We start from the raw sequence: 16,390 nt of genomic DNA, 5'->3' as shown, positions 1-16,390 counted from the left end.
CGTACCCTCTTGACCGAGAGGCCGCTACACCGCCTATGCGCAGTGCCGTCATCGTCGCCGGGGGTCGGTCGACTCGCTTCGGCGACCGCGACAAGGCCGTCGCCGAACTCGCCGGGGTGCCGATGGTCCGTCGGGTGGCCGACCGACTCGCGCGCGTCTGTGACCGTCTCGTCGTCAACTGCCGGAGCGACCAGCGCGACGACGTCGAGGCCGCGCTCGCGGGGCACGACCCGGCGTTCGCAGTCGATCCCGACCCCGACCGCGGACCGGTCGCCGGCATCCGGACGGGTCTCCGCGCCGTCGAGACGGAGTACGCTGCCGTCGTCGCCTGCGACATGCCGTTCGTCGACCCCGACTTCGTCGCGTACCTGTTCGAGCGCGCCGCCGGTCACGACGCCGCGATTCCGCGCCCCGGCGAGTGGTACGAACCGCTGCAGGCGGTGTACCGGGCGGCGGCGATGGCCGACGCCTGCGACGCCGCGCTCGCCGCGGCCGAGGGCGGAGAGCCACGGGTTCTCACACCCATCGAGACGCTAGACCACGTCGTGGTCGACGGTGAAGCGGTGGCCGCCCACGCCGCGAGCGACACCTTCGACAACCTCAACACGGAAGCTGAGTTCCGGGCGGCGGACGACCGGCTCGGCCGCGACGAGTGAGCCGATTCGCGCTCACGCGAACACCTCGACGACGGGGTCCGGCGCGACGAGCTGCGTGAGGACGACCCGGTCGACGCGGTCGGTGAGCGAGAGCACCTCGGCCGCGACGGCCTCACCCGTCGCGCGGAGCGCGTCGTCGTCGACCATGTTCACCACGGCGACGGCCCGAGCCTCGTCGGGGACGTCTTTCAGGCCGCCGTCGGTGCTGGCGAGGACGCGCGCGACGTCCGTCGCGTCCAGTTCGTCGCCCACGTCGAGTCCAGTCAGGTCGGCCACTAGTTCGGGACGGTGGACCCACTGCTCCGACAGGGGCTTACCGACGACCCGCGCGCTGGCGACGGCGAGGACGGTGTCCGCACCCGCGGGGAGTTGTGGCTCGCGCTCGTCGGGTGCCTTGAGGAGCCGGGTCCGCGCCCCGTCGGCCTTCACTAGCACCGGCCCGTCGTGGGCGGCGGCGACGTCGTCGACCGTCTCGGGGTCGTAGCCGCGGTAGCGGTCGTCGCGCTCGCGCTCGGGGACGAGACCGAGCGGCCACGCGTCCGCGTCGTCCGTGCGCGACTGCAGCGTCGAGACGGGGTCGTCCGTGACCACCACCTCCGCCACCTCGTCGTCGAAGATGGGAATCCGCACGGTGGCCGTCACGACGGCGCGGTCGAGGAGCCCACCGAGTCGGTAGAGCGCCGTCTTCTTGCCACCGGCACCGACCACCGCGACGCACTGTTCGTCGGCCGCCGCGAGAGCCGAGGGGAGACGCATCGTCGTGAGAAAGAGCGGTCGGCTAAAGAACGTAGGGGTGAGCCGGTATGACGACAGGTGACAGTCCAACCCGTCGTGTCTGCGGCCGAGACCACCCGTCAGCGACGGCCGACGACTCGGACGACATCGGTCCCCGAGTACCCGTGTTGCCGTGTCTCATCACGGTCCCAGCGGAGTTCACCCTGTGACTCGTCGCCGTCGAAGCCAGCGTCCCCAAGGTCGAACTGCAACACGAGGTCGTCGCATCCGTCGCCGTCGACGTCCCGAACGTGGGAGGAGCGATGCATCGCGCCGGCACCGCCGCTCAGCACGTCGGGGGCACCGAAGCGGTAGCGGACGTCCTCACGGGTCGGGTCGAACGTATCTGTCTGCAGGACAGCGACGGTGACGACACCGTCGCTCCGTGGGTTGACGACGTTCTGTGGGCTGTCGGGCCTGATGTCGATGGAGAGCTCGGGAGGAAAGTGCGCCGTGGCCGAGCCAGAGAACGCTGCCAGTCCCGTCACCGTCGCAGCAGCCCCTGTTGCGGTCTTCAGTAGCGTCCGTCGCGTACAGTGTGAACCTATCACACGGTAACGCGGACCGGGAGTGGCATTATATCTTGTCAGTAGTTCAGACAGCGGAATCTCTTCGCGGGGCAAAAGACACACCAACACGGTCGTCGACTGGTCGTATGTGTCGGGGACGGTCGGACGACCAGGCGAGCAGTGTCCACACAGGTGGCTCGGAAGACCAGTTCAGCCGCCGACTTCGACTGCATCGAGTAGCGTCTGGACGTCCATTCCGGCGACGAGTGCGGCCGCGCGGTCGTACGGAGTGTCTCCCGTTTCCCGCCCACGAACCCACTCGATTCCTCTGGCTTCGAAGAGCGAACTGACGAACGCGTCCCGGACGGAGCGGTTCTCGAACAGGCCGTGGAGGTAGGTCCCGACGACCCGTCCTCGTGACGCGCCGAGCGCCGCCGTCGGGTCGCCGTCGAGGGGAGCGAACGGCGTGTCGACGGCTCCCGTGGCCCTGGTTCGTCCCTGGTGTATCTCGTACCCCGTGACGACGTCGCTGACGCCAGCCAGCGGGCCAGCGGTGGCGTCCAGTCGGAGGCGTGTCTCGACGACGCGTTTCTCCGCCGAGAACGACGTCTCCACGGGGAGGAGGTCGAGCCCCTCGACCACGTCGTCGTCTCCCGTTCCCTCGACCGTCGCGTTCGTTAGCCGTTCGCCGAGGAGCTGATAGCCGCCGCAGAGGCCGACGACCGGCCCGTCGAAGGCCCGCAGTCGGGTGCCGAAGTCGGCCGCGTGTAGTGCGAGCAGGTCGTCGACGGAGTTCTTCGTCCCCGGGAGGACGACCGCGTCGGCGTCGTCGAGCGGCGCGTCGAGGGCGCGGTAGGCGACCCGAACCCCCGGGAGGGATTCGAGCGGGCCGAGGTCGGTGTAGTTGGCGATGTGCGGGAGCCGCGGGACGACCACGAGCACGCCGTCCTCGGCGTCCGCCTCGTCGGCGCCTCTGACCGTCCCCGAGGGTGGAACCGCGACGCTGTCCTCCTCCGGGAGACCGGGGTCGTCGTAGGGGAGGACGCCGAGGACGGGGACGCCGGTGCGGGACTCCAACTCTCGGAGGCCCGGTTCGAGCAGCGACTCGTCACCGCGGAACTTCGTGACGACGACGCCACAGACCAGCTCGCGGAGGTCGTCGGGGACGAGTTCGAGCGTCCCCACGATGGACGCGAAGACGCCGCCGCGTTCGATGTCGGCGACGAGGAGAATCGCCGCCGAATCCGTCTCCCGCGCGAAGCGCGGCGTCTCCACGTTGGCGAGGTCGCGGTGGTGGAGGTTTATCTCGGCGATGGACCCGGCCCCCTCGGCGACGACCAGGTCGTGTGCGTCGGCGAGTCGGGCATGGGCGGCGGCGGCCACGTCGCGGGCGCGGTGCCAGTGGTCGTCGTAGTAGCGCCCGGCGGCCACGTCGGCGACGACGCGCCCGTCGAGCAGCAGTTGCGACTCGCCGCCACCCTGTGGCTTGAGGAGGACGGGGTTGTGGTCCGTCGTCGCCGGGACGCGGGCGGCCCGCGCCTGGACGTACTGTGAGACGCCGATTTCGCCGAAGCCGTCGCCCGTCGCACGCGGGACGGCGCGGGCGTTCGTGCTCATGTTCTGCGCCTTGAACGGGACGACGTCGACGCCACGGTCGGCGAGGAGTCGACAGAGGCCGGCGGCGACGGTGGACTTCCCCACGTGGCTCGCGGTGCCGGCGACCAGGAGCGTCGGCATACGAGAGGGAGAGCGCCCGGAGTACAAAGCCGTGGCGCCGTCGGACCCCGGCCGGCAGTGGTGGCTATCGCGTCGCGCGCGTGGGGTTCGGGAGCAGTCGGGCCGTCTCGGGGTCCTCGCGTCCGGCGCCACCGCGGCCGGTCGGACCGATGCTCGTCACCCGCCAGCAGTTCCCGCGGGTGTGGAGTCGCTCCATCTCGACCGGAACGGTCGTCCCCGTCGGGAGGTTCGCGAACACCGCGCGGAGGTCCGCGGCGAACGCGACGACCTGTCGGTGCTCGTTCGAGTCGTGGACCTCGACGGTCATCGTCCCGTGTTCGTTCACCGTTCGGCGGACGGTGACGAGAGTGCGACCACGCTCGGAGCCGACGGCGATATCAGAAGTCACACTCGCACGGTCCGGTCGGAGCCGTACACTACTGGTGCTTGTTCGGTCAAGTCATTCAAGAGGCAGCGCGTTCTGGTGGAGCGCGAGACGCGTCAGTACTCCGTGCCGCGGCGCGCGCGCTGCCCGGCGTCCATCGGGTGCTTCGACTTTCGAACCTCGGTGACGAGGTCGGCGTGGTCGAGGAGGTAGGTCGGTTCCTCGTGACCGCCTGTCAGGACGAGTTCGAGGTCGTCAGGGGCACGTTCGACCAGTTCGACGAGGTCCTCGGGAGCCAGCAGGTCCATCGAGACGGCGTACAGCACCTCGTCGAGCACGAGCATGTGGACCCCGTCCTCGGGCGGGCCGTCGAGGTCGAAGGGGGTCGAGCGGTCCGCCGCCGCCGCACAGTCGACGAGTTCGCGGGCCCGTTCGAAGCCGGCGTCCACCTGCGCCGCGTGGTCGGCGTCGTCGCTCCCGTCGGCCATGCCGGCCCACCCGTAGTGGCCGAGGTTCTCGTAACTGAGTCCCGGCAGAGCCGCGATGGCGTTGTACTCTCCCCTGACCGCCTCGACGGAGTCCGCGCCCCCTTTCAGGAACTGGAGGAGGTGGACGCGGAAGCCGTGGCCGGCGGCGCGAACCGCCATCCCGAGGGCGGCCGTCGTCTTTCCCTTGCCGTCCCCCCACCAGACCTGAACGAGGCCGAACTCCTCGGGTGCGTCGGGCGTAATCGCCTGTGCCCCGGGACGGATTCCCTTCCCCGGCGTGTTGCGGCGGACCGTCTCCGGGGTAGCCGACTCTTCAGATTCCGGACGGTTGTCCGCACTCGGCGAGTCGGTATCGGACTCGATAGCGTCGTCGGCGGTTCGGTCGTCCTCGCGTTCCGTGTGGCGGTCGCCGTCGTTCATCGACCGAGTTCGGCAGCGCGAGAACAAAAAGCCGGCCCCTCACCGCTGGATCAAGGAGACGCCGTCGTCCTCCACGCGGACCTGCGTGTCGAAGATGGCCCCGAGCGCGTGGACCGTCTGGCTGTCGTGAGCCATCGGGTCGAGGTGGAAGTGCGACCGGACCCCGGCGTCGGCGAGTCTGGTCGTGAGGACGTGGAGGAACTGACAGAGTCCCTGCTGGCTGACGTACTGGGAGAGGGGCGTCAGCGAGTCGAACCGCAGACAGACGTCGACGGACGCGTCGTCGGCCTCGAGGGCCGAGAGGGCGTTCAGCACGCGCACGCCGAGCGTCGTGAGGTCGGCCGGGTCCTCGACGGTGTCGACGCCGACGTGTGGATCCGAGACGGCGTCCGTGACCGAGAGGCCGTCGCCGACGAGCACCACGCGGAGCCTGTCGGGGCGGGTCGGGACGTGTTCGTCCCAGATGTCGACGACCTCTCTGGGGGTGTTGAGCAGCGTAATCCACAGGACGCGCGTCCGCTCGGGGTCGTCACCGGCGAGCAGCGAGAAGCCGGTTTCGAGCGTCTGCGGGTCCATCGGTGAGCCCATCAACAGGACGTTCCTGGCGCCGTCGAAGACGTCGCTCGACAGCCCATCGCCTCGCTCTCGCCCCCCCTCGTTCTCTCCTCCCACAGTCTCTTTATCGTCTGTGATACGGACTATTAAACGTATCGAACAAGTAAGAGTTCAGAGATTTACGGCACGGAGGACAGTCACCGCCGCCGAACGACGAGCTCCTCGGCGTCGACGTCGACGGACACCCGTGCGTCACAGACGGAGAGGAACGTGTGGAGGAGTCGCGGGTCGTGGAGCGCCGGGTCGAGGTGGAACCAGCCGGCCGCACCTGCTCCCGTGAGTCGGGCCGAGAGGGCGTGGAGGAACCTGAAGGCGTCGGCGGAGGGGACGAACTGTAGCAGCGTCGAGAGCGACTCGAACCACAGTCGGTCTCGCCCCGCCACCGTCGACGTGAGTCCGTCGGTGAGGCGGAGTCCGAGGGTCGTCAGCGCCGACGGCGACTCGACGTGGGCCGTCGAGTACGCCGGTTCGTCGAACCGACCCGCCGTCGGGGGCTCAGCGGCAGAGCGTCGTTCGCCGACTCCGACGACTGTCAGTGAGGCAGGCGCTGTGGCCACCTGGTCCGTCCACGTCCGAACCGCGTCCTCCGGCGAGCGGAGCGTCGTCACCCAGTGGACGTGGTTCGCCGCCGGTTCCGGGGACGACAGGAACGACACGCCCTCCGTCGTCACCCGGTGGTCCCTGGTCGGGCCGGTGAGGAGAACGCTGGTGGCGTCGCCGACGGCGTCCGAGACAGTCGTCGGTCCCGCCGAGATGTCGAGACGGTCCACGGATTCTTCGTACGCTCTGATTATACAGGTCGAAAATCAGCGTGTCGATCCCCGCCAGCGCCAGTCTCGGCGGGTCGGCGGCAGCGGTTGATATTGCACGAACATCGTTCAGAACCCTCGATACAGCCGTTAGCACTGGACGCGGTGACGGGGAGTCTCGTCAGCGGCTACCTCTCTAAAATCATGATTGAGAGTCTCCGGTCCAGGCGAGGTAGAGGGCGGCGCTCCACGCGAAGTCGTCGCTCCCGCGACCTGCACCCGAACGAGGGTTGAAGTACTCGCGGAACCCCCCACGGTCACAGAGCGCGAGGCTGTCCGCCCGAATCCGGTCGGCCGCCTCCGTGGCGTCGTACCGTCGGAGGCCCCGTTCCAGGAGCCAGTTGGTGTTCATCCAGACGGGGCCTCGCCAGTAGCGGTCGGGGTCGAACGCCTCGCCGACGTAGGTCGGAACCGCGTACGTGAAGTCGAGGAAGTCGGTCGTGAGCGTCTCGTGGAGGCGTTCGAACTGCCCGACCGTGGGGACGCCGCCGAAGACGGGGACGAGTCCGGCGACGGTGGGTTCGAGCAACTGCTCGCCGGCGACGCGGTCGTAGGAGACGAACAGCCCCAGGTCGTCGGACCAGAGGCGACCACGCATCGTCGCGCGCGTCTCCGCGGCCTGTTCGCGCCAGCGGTCCGCCGCGGCGGCGTCGTCGCCGCTCGCGTAGAGCGCCGCGAGGTCCTCGCACGCGCGGACGTAGACGCTGTTCGTGAGGACGTCCTCGACGCGGAACGGACACGTCTCCCGCAGGACCGACTCGTCCCAGTCCGCCGCCCGGCCCTGCTGGAGGAGGGCGACGTACCGGTCGTAGTCCCAGTCGGTCGGCCGCTGGTCGGCAAGGGCCGCGGACTTGCGGTCGGCACGCTCGTACGCGACGTGACCGGGGTCGAACCGTTCGAGGGGACCGCGCCACGCCGGCGAGTCGTCCATCCCCGTCTCCCAGGGGTGGCGAGTGTAGACGACGCCGTCGGTGGAGCGCTCGCGACGCCACCACGAGAGGTGTGCGTCCAGCGGCTCGACGACCCGGTCACGGAAGTCGTCGTCGCCCGTTACCTCGTACACGCGACGGGCGGCAGTCGCGACGACCGGCGGCTGGGAGATCCCGCTCGTCTCGATGTCCTCGACGCCCGCGTCCCACTCGTCGGGGCCGGGGAAGTAGCCCTCTGCGTCGGCCCAGAAGACGATCTGTGGGAGCAGTCCGTTCGGCCACGTCGCCGAGAGGAGCGTCTCGACCTCCCGTCTGGCCGCCGCCGGGTCGACGTCCGCGAGGCCGAGGGCGACGAACGCCGAGTCCCAGTTCCACTGGAACGGGTAGAGGGTCGCCGAGGGGATGGTGTAGCCGTCGCGACGGTTCGACTCCAGCACGCGGACGGCCTCCGCTCGTCGTTCCTCGCGGGACCGGCCCCCGTCGTCTGCGCGGTCGGTCATGGGCCGAGGCGACGCGGAGCGGTCGAAAGGAGGTTTCGGTTCGGGAGTCGCTCGCGGGGGTCTGCGGCGCTCCCGCCGGGAGCCGTCACCGCTCTGCCGACGCCACGACGTCGAGGAAGCGGTCGACTGCGCCGCTCTCGGCGTGCAGGTGGGCGTACGTCCCGAGCGTCTCGTACGCGAGGAGGCCGTCGCGGCCGTCGAGTCCTCGGCCGCGCACGACGTCGAAGGCGAACCGTGCGTCGCTGGCGACGTCGGCCGTCGAGTGGTGGAACTCGTGACCGCGACGGGTCTCGCCGCACCAGGCGGTGAGCGTCTCCCGCTCGGCGGCGAGTTCGACGTGGTCGAGCGCTCGGACGGACTCCGTCATCCGGACCTGTGCGGGGAGGACGCCCGCCATCCGATGGTCGGTCCCGTCGACCGTCAGCGTCTCGGACAGCGCCATCAGGCCGCCGCACTCACCCCAGACGGGCACGCCGGCGGCGGCCGCGTCCGCGACGGCGTCGAGCGTCGACCCCGCGGCCAGGTCGGCGGCGAACCGCTCCGGGTAGCCACCGGGGAGGTAGACGCCATCGCACGGCGGGAGCGGGTCGTCCGCGACGGGAGAGAACGTGGCGACGGACGCCCGGTCTCGGAGACGCTCCAGCGTGGCGGGGTAGACGAAGCAGAACGCGTCGTCGCGGGCGACGGCGACCCTCGCGTCGGAACCGCCGGTCGAGTCGGGGGCGTCCGTGGCATCGTCGCACCAGCCCACCCCGTCCGAGGGCGAGGGCGACGGCGGGTACCACGACGGGGCGCGCGCCAGACCGAACAGCCGGTCGCCCGCGAGACGGTCGGCGGCGGCGTCGAGCGCCTCCGTGGGGAGCGGTGCCTCCGACCCCATGTGGAGGCCGAGGTGGCGCTCGGGAATCGTGAGGTCGTCGCGCGGCGGGGTCCGCCCGAGGTACGCGAGGCCCTCCGGAAGCGCGTCGCGGATGCCCGCCTCGTGTCGTCCACCGTGTGCGCGGGCGGCCACGACGCCGACGACGTCGACGTCGTGAGGCGACTCCCGGGCGTACGCTCGGAAGCCGAGCGCCGTGGCGGCGACGCTCTCCATCCCCGCCGCGGCGTCGACGACCAGGACGACCGGGAGGTCGAGGCCGGCGGCGACGGTGGCAGTCGACGTATCACCGTCGTACAGTCCCATCATCCCCTCGACGACGCAGACGTCGCAGTCGTCGCCGCGGGCGTAGTTGCGCCGCATCCCCGCCGTCGACTGGAGCCACGGGTCGAGCGTCCGCGAGGGCCGGTCGCAGACAACCGCGTGGTGACTCGGGTCGATGAAATCCGGCCCGGCCTTGGCCGGTTGGACCCGGTGGCCGAGACGCTGGAGGCCGTGACAGAGCGCGAGCGTCGCGACGGTCTTGCCGACGCCCGAGGCGGTCCCGGCTACGACGACGCCCCTCATAGCCGCGTCACCGTCGCTCGCACGTCGGTGACGATGCCGTACGGCGCGCTCTCGACGCTGGGGACCGACCGGTCGGCGTAGCGCGACCCGAGGCTGGCGAGGACGGCGTCGCGGACGCACGCCCGCGCGGCGCGCCCCACGGGCGTCGCGCTGCCCGAGAAGGAGGCCGGCGATCCGTCGGGGTCACAGGCGGCGACGACGGCATCGGTGGTCGTCCCGGGGACGCCGGCGACCGAGAGCAGCGTCGCAGCCTTCGCCTCTGCGGCGACCGTGAGGAGGTTCGGGAGCGCCCCCGGGTCGAGGGCGCGGGTGGTGCCGACGACGACGTTGACCGTTCCGAGCGTCGGGGCGTCGTCGGAGTCACCGGCGCCGGCGCCGTCGGCGGCCTCGGCATCCGCGTCCGCCGTGTCGTCGAGGCCGGCGACCGGCAGTGCCGCCGGGTTCGAGACGCCGGCGGTGGCGACGGCCTCGACGCACCCCAGGCGCGCCCGTCGGGCGTGTTCCTGTGCGACACCCGTCAGGAGCGTCGGTCCCGCGGCGTCGAAGCTCGCCTCGGTACGCCGCGAGTCGACGTACGCCGCGAGGTCGGTCTCGGGCCAGCCCTCGGGCACCGTGACGTTGTACGCGACGCTCCCGCGGGAGTCGCCGCCGTCCCAGCCGGTCGAGAGCCACCGCGTATCGGGTCGGAAGAGCCGACAGACGCCCGCGCGGACGGTCGTCTCGAACACCGGGGCCGCGTCGTCCGCCTCAGACACCGTCGAGCACCTCCAGCAGTCGGTCGTTCTCGGCCGCGCGCTTGACCGCGACCCGGACGTGGTTCTCCAGCCCGAAGCTCCGGCAGTCGCGGACGGCGACGCCCGCCGCGGCGGTGCCCTCGACGACGGCGTCGACCGACCGGGAGCCGACGTCGAGCAGGAGGAAGGGGGCGTCGGAATCGTGGACGCCGTACCCCAGGTCGACGAGCGCTCCGCGCATCCGTTCGCGCTCGCTGGCGACGCGCTCGCGCGTGCGCTCGACGAACGCATCCTGCCGGAGACAGTACGCGCCGACTGCGGCGGCGGGCGTCGAGAGGTTCCACGCGGGGCGGGCCGTCTCGAGTCGGTCGGTCGACTCGCCCGTCGCGCACGCGAAGCCCATCCGAAGGCCGGGGAGGCCGAACAGTTTCGTCAGGGAGCGACAGACGACCGTTCCCTCGCTCCCGGCGAGCGAGGCCACGTCGGTGAAGTCGAGGAACGCCTCGTCGACGACGAGGAGCGTCCCGGCCTCCCGACACCGGTCGGCGAAGGCGGCGAGCGCGTCGGGGTCGGCCACCTCGCCGGTCGGGTTGTTCGGCGTGCAGACGACGGCCGCGGCGTAGTCGCCCGGAGAGTGGTCGAGCAGTTCGTCGTGCGGGACGAACGCCGGCGTCGCCCCCTGGAGACGGACCTCGCGGGCGTACTCGGCGAAACTCGGCGTCGGGACGAGCACCGCGTCGCCCGGCGAGACGTGCGTCGCGAGCGCCAGACGGATGGCCTCGGTCCCACCCGCCGTCGGCACGACGTCGGCGGCCCGACAGCCGACGTAGTCGGCGGCCGCCTCGCGGTAGTCGGCGTACGACTCGTCGGGGTACCGGGTCGAGGCGTCGAACGCGTCCTCGTACACGGCCCGAACGCCCGGTGGGCGCTCGGGGTTGGTGTTGGCGCTGAAGTCCAGGTCGTGCGTCGAACCGCCATGGACGGCCCGGCCGACCCCCGCGAGCGAGTCAGGGTCCACGGTCGTCCCCCGCGCCGTCCGGACCGGACTCGTCGCCCGGGCCGGTCCCGTGCTGCGCGTCGGGGCCATCCGCCGCCGCGAAGAGAGCGTCGAGCAGCGCGAGCGTCCGTGGCTCGACGGCGTCGAGGTCCCCCGTGCGGTCCGCGAGCGCCAGCGCCCCGCCCATCGCCGCACCCTCCTTCCCGACCGTCGCGTACTGCGAGAGGCGCTCGTCGGTGAAGCCGGGGTCGGTCACCGTGAGGTCGAGGTCGAGGCCGTCCACGGCCGGGCCGAGGTCGACGCTGTCGGCGAGATACGACGTCGTCGCGAGTTCCAGACTCTCCTGACACCCGGCGTGGCGGACGAGCGCGGCCGCCGCCACCAGCTGTGTGCCGCCCGCGAGCGTCACCCGTATCCCCGCGTCGAGCGCGCCGACGCAGAGGCCGGCGACGACGGCGAGGACCGGGTCGCCGACGAACCGGACTGCGAGTTCGGGGCGGTGGGCGGCCTGTCCCGGCGCGATGTCGGACGACTCGAACGCCGCCTCGACGACCTCTTCCTTCCGCGCGAGTGGGTTCTCCGGGAGCGACGACGACACGGGGTACGGCTCCCCGAGCGCGCGCATGACTGCGAGGGCCGTCGTCGTCCCGCCGGGGACCGTCTCGCCGACGACCAGGTGGTCCTCCGCTAGGCGCGCGCCGACGGCCTTCGCGGCGGCGAACACCCCCGGCGCGGTGCGGACGGGGTCAGGCTTCCGGATGTCGTGACCGGGGTTCGCGCCGAAGTCGACGGTGGGAGCGCCCGTCGGCTCGGCCAGCCCCCCGTCACAGACGACGACGTCGAGGCCGAGCAACTCGACGACGGCCCGCGTCACCACCGCGGGCGTCGGACAGCCGCTCGGGCTCACGGGGAGGACGGGCGAGCGGACGAGTCGTCCGTACCGGACGAGTTCCGCGTCGGCGCTCGGCGTGTGCCGGCGGAGGTCGGCGGAGGCGCCCGCGGCGCTGAGGCCGTCGATGGCGGCCGTCCGCGTCGTCCCCGCCACGAGTGTCAGTCGCATCGTGACTCGGCCACCTCTCTGTCCGCGGGACGGTTGACGTTCACGGCGAGACGTTCGTCGTCGACCACCGACACGGTTTCGGTCCCGTCCCCCTCGCCGCCCACGACGTTCAGACCGGTGGGGGCCACGTCCGTCCCCCGGTGTTCGAAGGCGGTGTCGACGCTGACACCCAGTCGTCGTTTCACGCTGGCGGGGACACAGACCGTGAGCGAGTCGATTCTCACGTCTGCGTCGTCCGGAGCAGCGTCGCGGGTCGCGTCCGACAGCGCCCGGTCGACGTGGTCAGACGCGAGGAACGGGAGGTCGGCAGCGACGGTCAGCGCCGGCGTTCCGACGACGTCGAGGGCGTGCCGGAGGTCGGAGACGTACCCCTCGCCGGGCGCGTCGACGACGTCGAGGCCCAGCCGTCTCGCACGGTCGCGCGTCCGGGGCGCGTGCGGCGAGGTGACGGCGTGAACGGAAGAGACGCGACTGTCGCGGAGCGCACGGACCACCCGGTCGAGCATCGGGTCGCCACAGACGGTGACGAGCGGTTTCTCCGTCGAGCCGCCGAGCCGTGTCCCCTGGCCGCCACAGAGAACGAGGGCGGGAACGTCGACGGCGGTCAGAGGAGCGTCCACGCCACCACCCCCGCGTGGACGCCCACGACGCGGCCGAGTTCGTTCGTCGCCCCCAGGACGTCGCCGCTGACGCCGCCGAGTCGTGACCGCGCCCAGCGGAGGGTGAGGAGTGCGACGACTGGCCCGCCGAGGAGGGCCGCGACGACGGCGGGCGTCCCCAGCGGCGCGGCGAGCGCCAGGACGGGGAGGGCCGCGACGAACACGGGGGCGAGCGCCGTCGCGTCGGCAGAGTCGGTGAGCGCGGAGCCGAGTCCCTCGTGGGCCGCGTCGCCGAGGCAGACGAGCGTCGCCATCCCGGCCTTCGCTCCGACTTCGGCCGCGACGGCGATGGTGAAGGCGACGCGTGGGCCCGACCCGGCCATCCCGAGCGCGCCGAGCAGGAGCGTGCCGAGGGCGAGCGCGACGGCGAGCGTGCCGCCGACGCCGGTCTCGGAGTCCTTCAACACCGCGCGGCGACGTTCGCGGTCGGTCGACTCGTCGTGGACCACGCTCGCGTCGGCGGTGTCGGCGAGGCCGTCGACGTGGGTGACGCCCGTGAGCAGGTAGAGCGTGCCCAGGTAGAGCGCCGCCGTCGTCGAGAGGGGGAAGGGGACCGCGAGCGGGAGTGCGGCGAAGCCGCCGACGACGTAGCCCGCGAGGACGAACGCGACGGGCGTACGTCGGAACGCCTCCCACGAGCGCTCGTCGCCGCCGACGGGGAGCCGAGTGAGGAAGGCGAGCGCCCCCTGGACGGCTCTCAGAACCACACGACCACCCCCGCGGCGGCGACGGCGAGCCAGCCGCTCCGCGCGACGAGCGTCCGTGCCCGGTCGGCGTCCGCGGCCGTCGGCGGCGCGCCGAAGTCGAGGACGTAGCCGCCGGGCTTCTCCAGTCGCACCGACAGGAGCGCGGCGAGCGTCGCCATCGGCCATCCGGAGTTCGGGGAGGGCGGGCGCCCGGACTGTTCGCGCGCACGCGAGAGCGCGCGGAGGTCACCCCCGGCGAGCGCGAGGGTTACGGCGGTGAGGCGGGCGGGGAGCCACATGGTCAGGTCGTCGAGGCGGGCGCTGGCCGTGCCGTGTGGTTTGTGCGGGTAGCCGAGCATGGAGTCGAGCGTGTTGACCGCCTTGACCCACGTCGCGGCGGCGGCGCCCCCGGCGAGCGAGACGGGCGCGACCAGCGCGAACGCGAACAGGGGAGCGACGAAGCCGTCGGCGAGGTTCTCCGCGAGGCTCTCGACGGCGGCGCTCCGGACGTCGGCCGCCGAGAGCGTGTCCGCGTCGCGCCCGGCGAGCGACCGGAGACGGCGGCGGGCGGTGGGGAGGTCCTCAGTCGAGAGCGCGACGACGTCCCGCGCTTCCACGAGCAGCATCCGGAGGCTGGTGGTCGAGAAGAGGACCAGTCCCGACAGGAGCGCGGCGAGGGGAGGGAACGCGGCGAGCGCGGCGACGAGGCCGAAGACGACGCCGCCCGCGAGGAGCGGGAGGGTGACGGCGACGATGCCGCCCGCGAGCGACGGACGCGACCAGGTCCGGTCGAGCGGCGCGACGGCGCGACCGAAGATGGCGACCGGGTGGAGCTGCGAGGGGGGTTCGGCGACGAGGCGGTCCAGGAGCGCCGCGAGTCCGACGGCGACAGTCGCGGTTGCGGGCATCTCACACCCCGTCCGCGCGGGCGTCGAGCCACGCGGGGAAATCGGTCAGTGGGACGTCGGCCACGTCGACGAACGTGCCGCCGAGCGCCTCGATGCCGCCGTCGGTCGCTGGCGAGTCACCGACGTGCACGAGACGCGAGGGGTCGACCCCGAGGCCGTCGGCGACGACTTCGAACGCCTGGGGGGCGGGCTTGCGCCAGCCACAGCCGACGCTGGTGACGACGCTGTCGAACTCGCGGTAGTCGAACTCCGAGCGCACGAAGGTTCGCCCGACGAGTTCGGGGACGCTACAGTTCGAGAGCACGCCGACCGGCCCGTGGTCGCGGGCGGCTTCGACGGCGGCGACGGCGCCCGCGCGCGTCCGGACGGTCGGGTCGAACGCGGCGACGACCGCCCGGCGGGCGGCGTTGTTCGGGACGGAGACGCCGCGGGAGCGGAGGGTGGCACTGACGTGTGCCGGGAGCGGGACCTCGGCACCCTCGGGCGCGTCGACGTGTGACTCGCGGTACGCGGCGGCGAAGTCGTCGGGGACGGCGACGTCGCGCGCGCGGAGTTCGTCGGCGACGGCGGCCGCCGGGTCCGGCGGGACGTCGACGTCGACGAGCGTGCCGAAGAGGTCGAACGAGACTGCCACGCCGGATGTGCGGACAATGCGGACTTGAACTTGCTGGTGGCCGGCGGGTCGGAACGGGACGTCGCGGGAGGAGTGCGGTCAGTCGACGTCGCTGACCTCGTCGACAGCGTCGACGGTCGGGGGTTCCGGGTCGAGCACCGCGACCGGTTCGTCGGAGGGATCGACCCGGTCGAGCGCCTCCGGGAGCGACTCGGTCTCGGTCGGCAGGTCCGCAGGGTCGACGGCGTACGCTGCGGCGACTTCGTCGCTCCGGGTGGGGAACTTCAGTTCGTCCGCGGTCGTCTCGACGAGATGCTCCACTACCTGTGCGCGTTCGTGCTGTCTGTCCACCGCCGCCCGGTGGACGCGCTTCGCGTCGTCAGGGTCGGTGTCAGACATACCCGGAGCGTACGGCCTCGTCCGGCAAAAATCGTGCGGGGGCGTGTCACTGAGTCGTCCGGGGAACGGTCACCAGCGGTGGTGGACGTGGTCCCGAACGTGCTCGTCGTAGACGTCGGCGACGATGCCGTGCTGTTCGTTCGTGAGCGGGTCGGCCTCGCTGGCGGCGACGTTCTCCCGGATGTGTTCCGGGCTGGTCGACCCGGGGATGACCGCGCTGACGGCGTCGTGGTCGAGAATCCACCGGAGGGTGAACTGCGCGAGCGTCATCCCGGCGGGCACGGCACGTTCGAGTTCGTCGACGGCCTCGAGGCCGGCCTCGAACGGCACGCCGGCGAACGTCTCGCCGACGTCGAACGCGTCGCCCTCCCGGTTGAAGTTGCGGTGGTCGTCCTCGGGGAACGTCGAGTCGCGCGCGAGCGCGCCCGTGAGGAGGCCGGACGCGAGCGGGACGCGCACGATGACACCGACGTCTCGCCGCTTCGCCTCGCGGAAGAACAGTTCCGCGGGGCGCTGTCGGAACGGGTTGAAGATGATCTGGACCGTCTCGACGCCCGGATACTCGATAGCCTTCAGTGCCTCCTCGCAGCGTTCGACGCTGACGCCGTACGCGTCGACGCGCCCCTCTTTTTTCAGGCGCGCGAGCGCGTCGAACGTCTCGGGCTGGTAGTACGCGTCGGTCGGCGGGCAGTGCAACTGGACCAGGTCGAGGCTGTCCACGCCGAGGTTCTCGCGTGAGCGGTCGACGAACGAGGAGAGGTGTTCGTAGTCGTAGTCGGCGGCCACGTGGGGGTCGAGTCGGCGGCCCGCCTTGGTCGCGACGACGACGTCCTCCGTCTCGCTGGGGCCGCGCTCGTCGAGAACGTGCGCGATGTGTCGCTCGCTCCGACCGTCGCCGTAGACGTCGGCCGTGTCGACGAAGGTGATGCCGGCGTCGAGCGCCGCACGGACCGCCTCGCGACCCTCCTCGTCGGACACCGTACCCCAGTCCGACCCGATGTTCCACGTTCCGAGTCCGACCTCTCGTACCTCGTACGGACCGAGTTGGCGCGTCTGCATGCGCGCCGGTAGCGGAGCGACACCTGTAAG

General features: G+C 71.7%; 19 protein-coding genes. 1 reads left to right on the top strand and 18 read right to left on the bottom strand.

Features of this window, described 5'->3' with window-relative positions; all coding sequences use genetic code 11:
* Positions 1-35: 35 nt before the first annotated feature.
* Positions 36-656 carry a molybdenum cofactor guanylyltransferase gene (locus tag ACESK5_RS01445; protein ID WP_372909760.1) on the top strand — a complete coding sequence of 207 codons (621 nt, stop codon included), beginning with the start codon at positions 36-38 and terminating at the stop codon, positions 654-656.
* 12 nt (positions 657-668) lie between these two features.
* Here ACESK5_RS01445 and yqeC read toward each other — a convergent pair whose 3' ends face one another.
* The 18 genes from yqeC to ACESK5_RS01355 form a co-directional block, all read right to left on the bottom strand.
* The gene (gene yqeC, locus ACESK5_RS01440; protein ID WP_372909759.1) at positions 669-1,412 is read right to left on the bottom strand and encodes a selenium cofactor biosynthesis protein YqeC; all 744 of its coding nucleotides are present in this window, start codon (positions 1,410-1,412) and stop codon (positions 669-671) included.
* A gap of 98 nt (positions 1,413-1,510) precedes the next feature.
* Positions 1,511-1,981 (bottom strand): hypothetical protein, encoded by a 471-nt coding sequence (locus ACESK5_RS01435; RefSeq protein WP_372909758.1) that lies wholly within the window; start codon positions 1,979-1,981, stop codon positions 1,511-1,513.
* A gap of 168 nt (positions 1,982-2,149) precedes the next feature.
* On the bottom strand, positions 2,150-3,676 hold the full coding sequence (locus ACESK5_RS01430; protein WP_372909757.1) for a cobyric acid synthase: 1,527 nt from the start codon (positions 3,674-3,676) through the stop codon (positions 2,150-2,152).
* Between the two features lie 64 nt (positions 3,677-3,740).
* Entirely contained in the window at positions 3,741-4,064 is a 324-nt protein-coding gene (locus tag ACESK5_RS01425; protein WP_372909756.1) for a hypothetical protein, read from the bottom strand.
* 92 nt (positions 4,065-4,156) lie between these two features.
* Positions 4,157-4,948: a cob(I)yrinic acid a,c-diamide adenosyltransferase gene (locus tag ACESK5_RS01420; protein WP_372909755.1), complete on the bottom strand. Its 792-nt coding sequence runs from the start codon at positions 4,946-4,948 to the stop codon at positions 4,157-4,159.
* Between the two features lie 39 nt (positions 4,949-4,987).
* A complete protein-coding gene (locus tag ACESK5_RS01415; RefSeq protein ID WP_372909754.1) occupies positions 4,988-5,620 on the bottom strand; it encodes a hypothetical protein in 633 nt (210 codons plus the stop codon).
* Positions 5,621-5,700: 80 nt separating this feature from the next.
* Entirely contained in the window at positions 5,701-6,333 is a 633-nt protein-coding gene (locus ACESK5_RS01410; RefSeq protein ID WP_372909753.1) for a hypothetical protein, read from the bottom strand.
* A 181-nt stretch (positions 6,334-6,514) separates the two neighbouring features.
* The gene (locus ACESK5_RS01405; RefSeq protein ID WP_372909752.1) at positions 6,515-7,801 is read right to left on the bottom strand and encodes a trehalase family glycosidase; all 1,287 of its coding nucleotides are present in this window, start codon (positions 7,799-7,801) and stop codon (positions 6,515-6,517) included.
* Positions 7,802-7,886: 85 nt separating this feature from the next.
* Positions 7,887-9,245 (bottom strand): cobyrinic acid a,c-diamide synthase, encoded by a 1,359-nt coding sequence (locus ACESK5_RS01400; RefSeq protein WP_372909751.1) that lies wholly within the window; start codon positions 9,243-9,245, stop codon positions 7,887-7,889.
* Positions 9,242-9,973: an adenosylcobinamide amidohydrolase gene (locus ACESK5_RS01395; protein WP_372909802.1), complete on the bottom strand. Its 732-nt coding sequence runs from the start codon at positions 9,971-9,973 to the stop codon at positions 9,242-9,244. The genes ACESK5_RS01400 and ACESK5_RS01395 overlap by 4 nt, the downstream gene beginning before the upstream one ends.
* Positions 9,974-9,992: 19 nt before the next feature.
* Positions 9,993-10,997 (bottom strand): threonine-phosphate decarboxylase CobD, encoded by a 1,005-nt coding sequence (gene cobD, locus ACESK5_RS01390; protein ID WP_372909750.1) that lies wholly within the window; start codon positions 10,995-10,997, stop codon positions 9,993-9,995.
* On the bottom strand, positions 10,987-12,036 hold the full coding sequence (locus tag ACESK5_RS01385) for a nicotinate-nucleotide--dimethylbenzimidazole phosphoribosyltransferase (protein ID WP_372909749.1): 1,050 nt from the start codon (positions 12,034-12,036) through the stop codon (positions 10,987-10,989). The genes cobD and ACESK5_RS01385 overlap by 11 nt, the downstream gene beginning before the upstream one ends.
* Positions 12,027-12,656, bottom strand: coding sequence for an NTP transferase domain-containing protein (locus ACESK5_RS01380; RefSeq protein ID WP_372909748.1), 630 nt, complete (start codon positions 12,654-12,656; stop codon positions 12,027-12,029). Before ACESK5_RS01380 ends, ACESK5_RS01385 begins: the two co-directional genes overlap by 10 nt.
* A complete protein-coding gene (gene cobS / locus ACESK5_RS01375) occupies positions 12,641-13,402 on the bottom strand; it encodes an adenosylcobinamide-GDP ribazoletransferase (RefSeq protein WP_372909746.1) in 762 nt (253 codons plus the stop codon). The genes ACESK5_RS01380 and cobS overlap by 16 nt, the downstream gene beginning before the upstream one ends.
* Complete coding sequence (gene cbiB, locus ACESK5_RS01370) at positions 13,393-14,289, bottom strand: adenosylcobinamide-phosphate synthase CbiB (RefSeq protein WP_372909745.1); 897 nt, start codon at positions 14,287-14,289, stop codon at positions 13,393-13,395. The genes cobS and cbiB overlap by 10 nt, the downstream gene beginning before the upstream one ends.
* A 1-nt stretch (position 14,290) precedes the next feature.
* Positions 14,291-14,923 (bottom strand): HAD family hydrolase, encoded by a 633-nt coding sequence (locus tag ACESK5_RS01365; RefSeq protein WP_372909744.1) that lies wholly within the window; start codon positions 14,921-14,923, stop codon positions 14,291-14,293.
* Positions 14,924-15,001: 78 nt separating this feature from the next.
* On the bottom strand, positions 15,002-15,301 hold the full coding sequence (locus tag ACESK5_RS01360; RefSeq protein WP_372909743.1) for a hypothetical protein: 300 nt from the start codon (positions 15,299-15,301) through the stop codon (positions 15,002-15,004).
* Positions 15,302-15,370: 69 nt separating this feature from the next.
* Positions 15,371-16,360, bottom strand: coding sequence for an aldo/keto reductase (locus tag ACESK5_RS01355; protein ID WP_372909742.1), 990 nt, complete (start codon positions 16,358-16,360; stop codon positions 15,371-15,373).
* Between the last annotated feature and the right edge of the window lie 30 nt (positions 16,361-16,390).

This window comes from Salinigranum sp. (assembly GCF_041641895.1).
Classification (GTDB): Archaea; Halobacteriota; Halobacteria; order Halobacteriales; family Haloferacaceae; genus Salinigranum.
The sequence above is the reverse complement of the archived record's forward strand: the minus strand, read 5'-3'. Positions and strand labels throughout refer to the sequence as shown.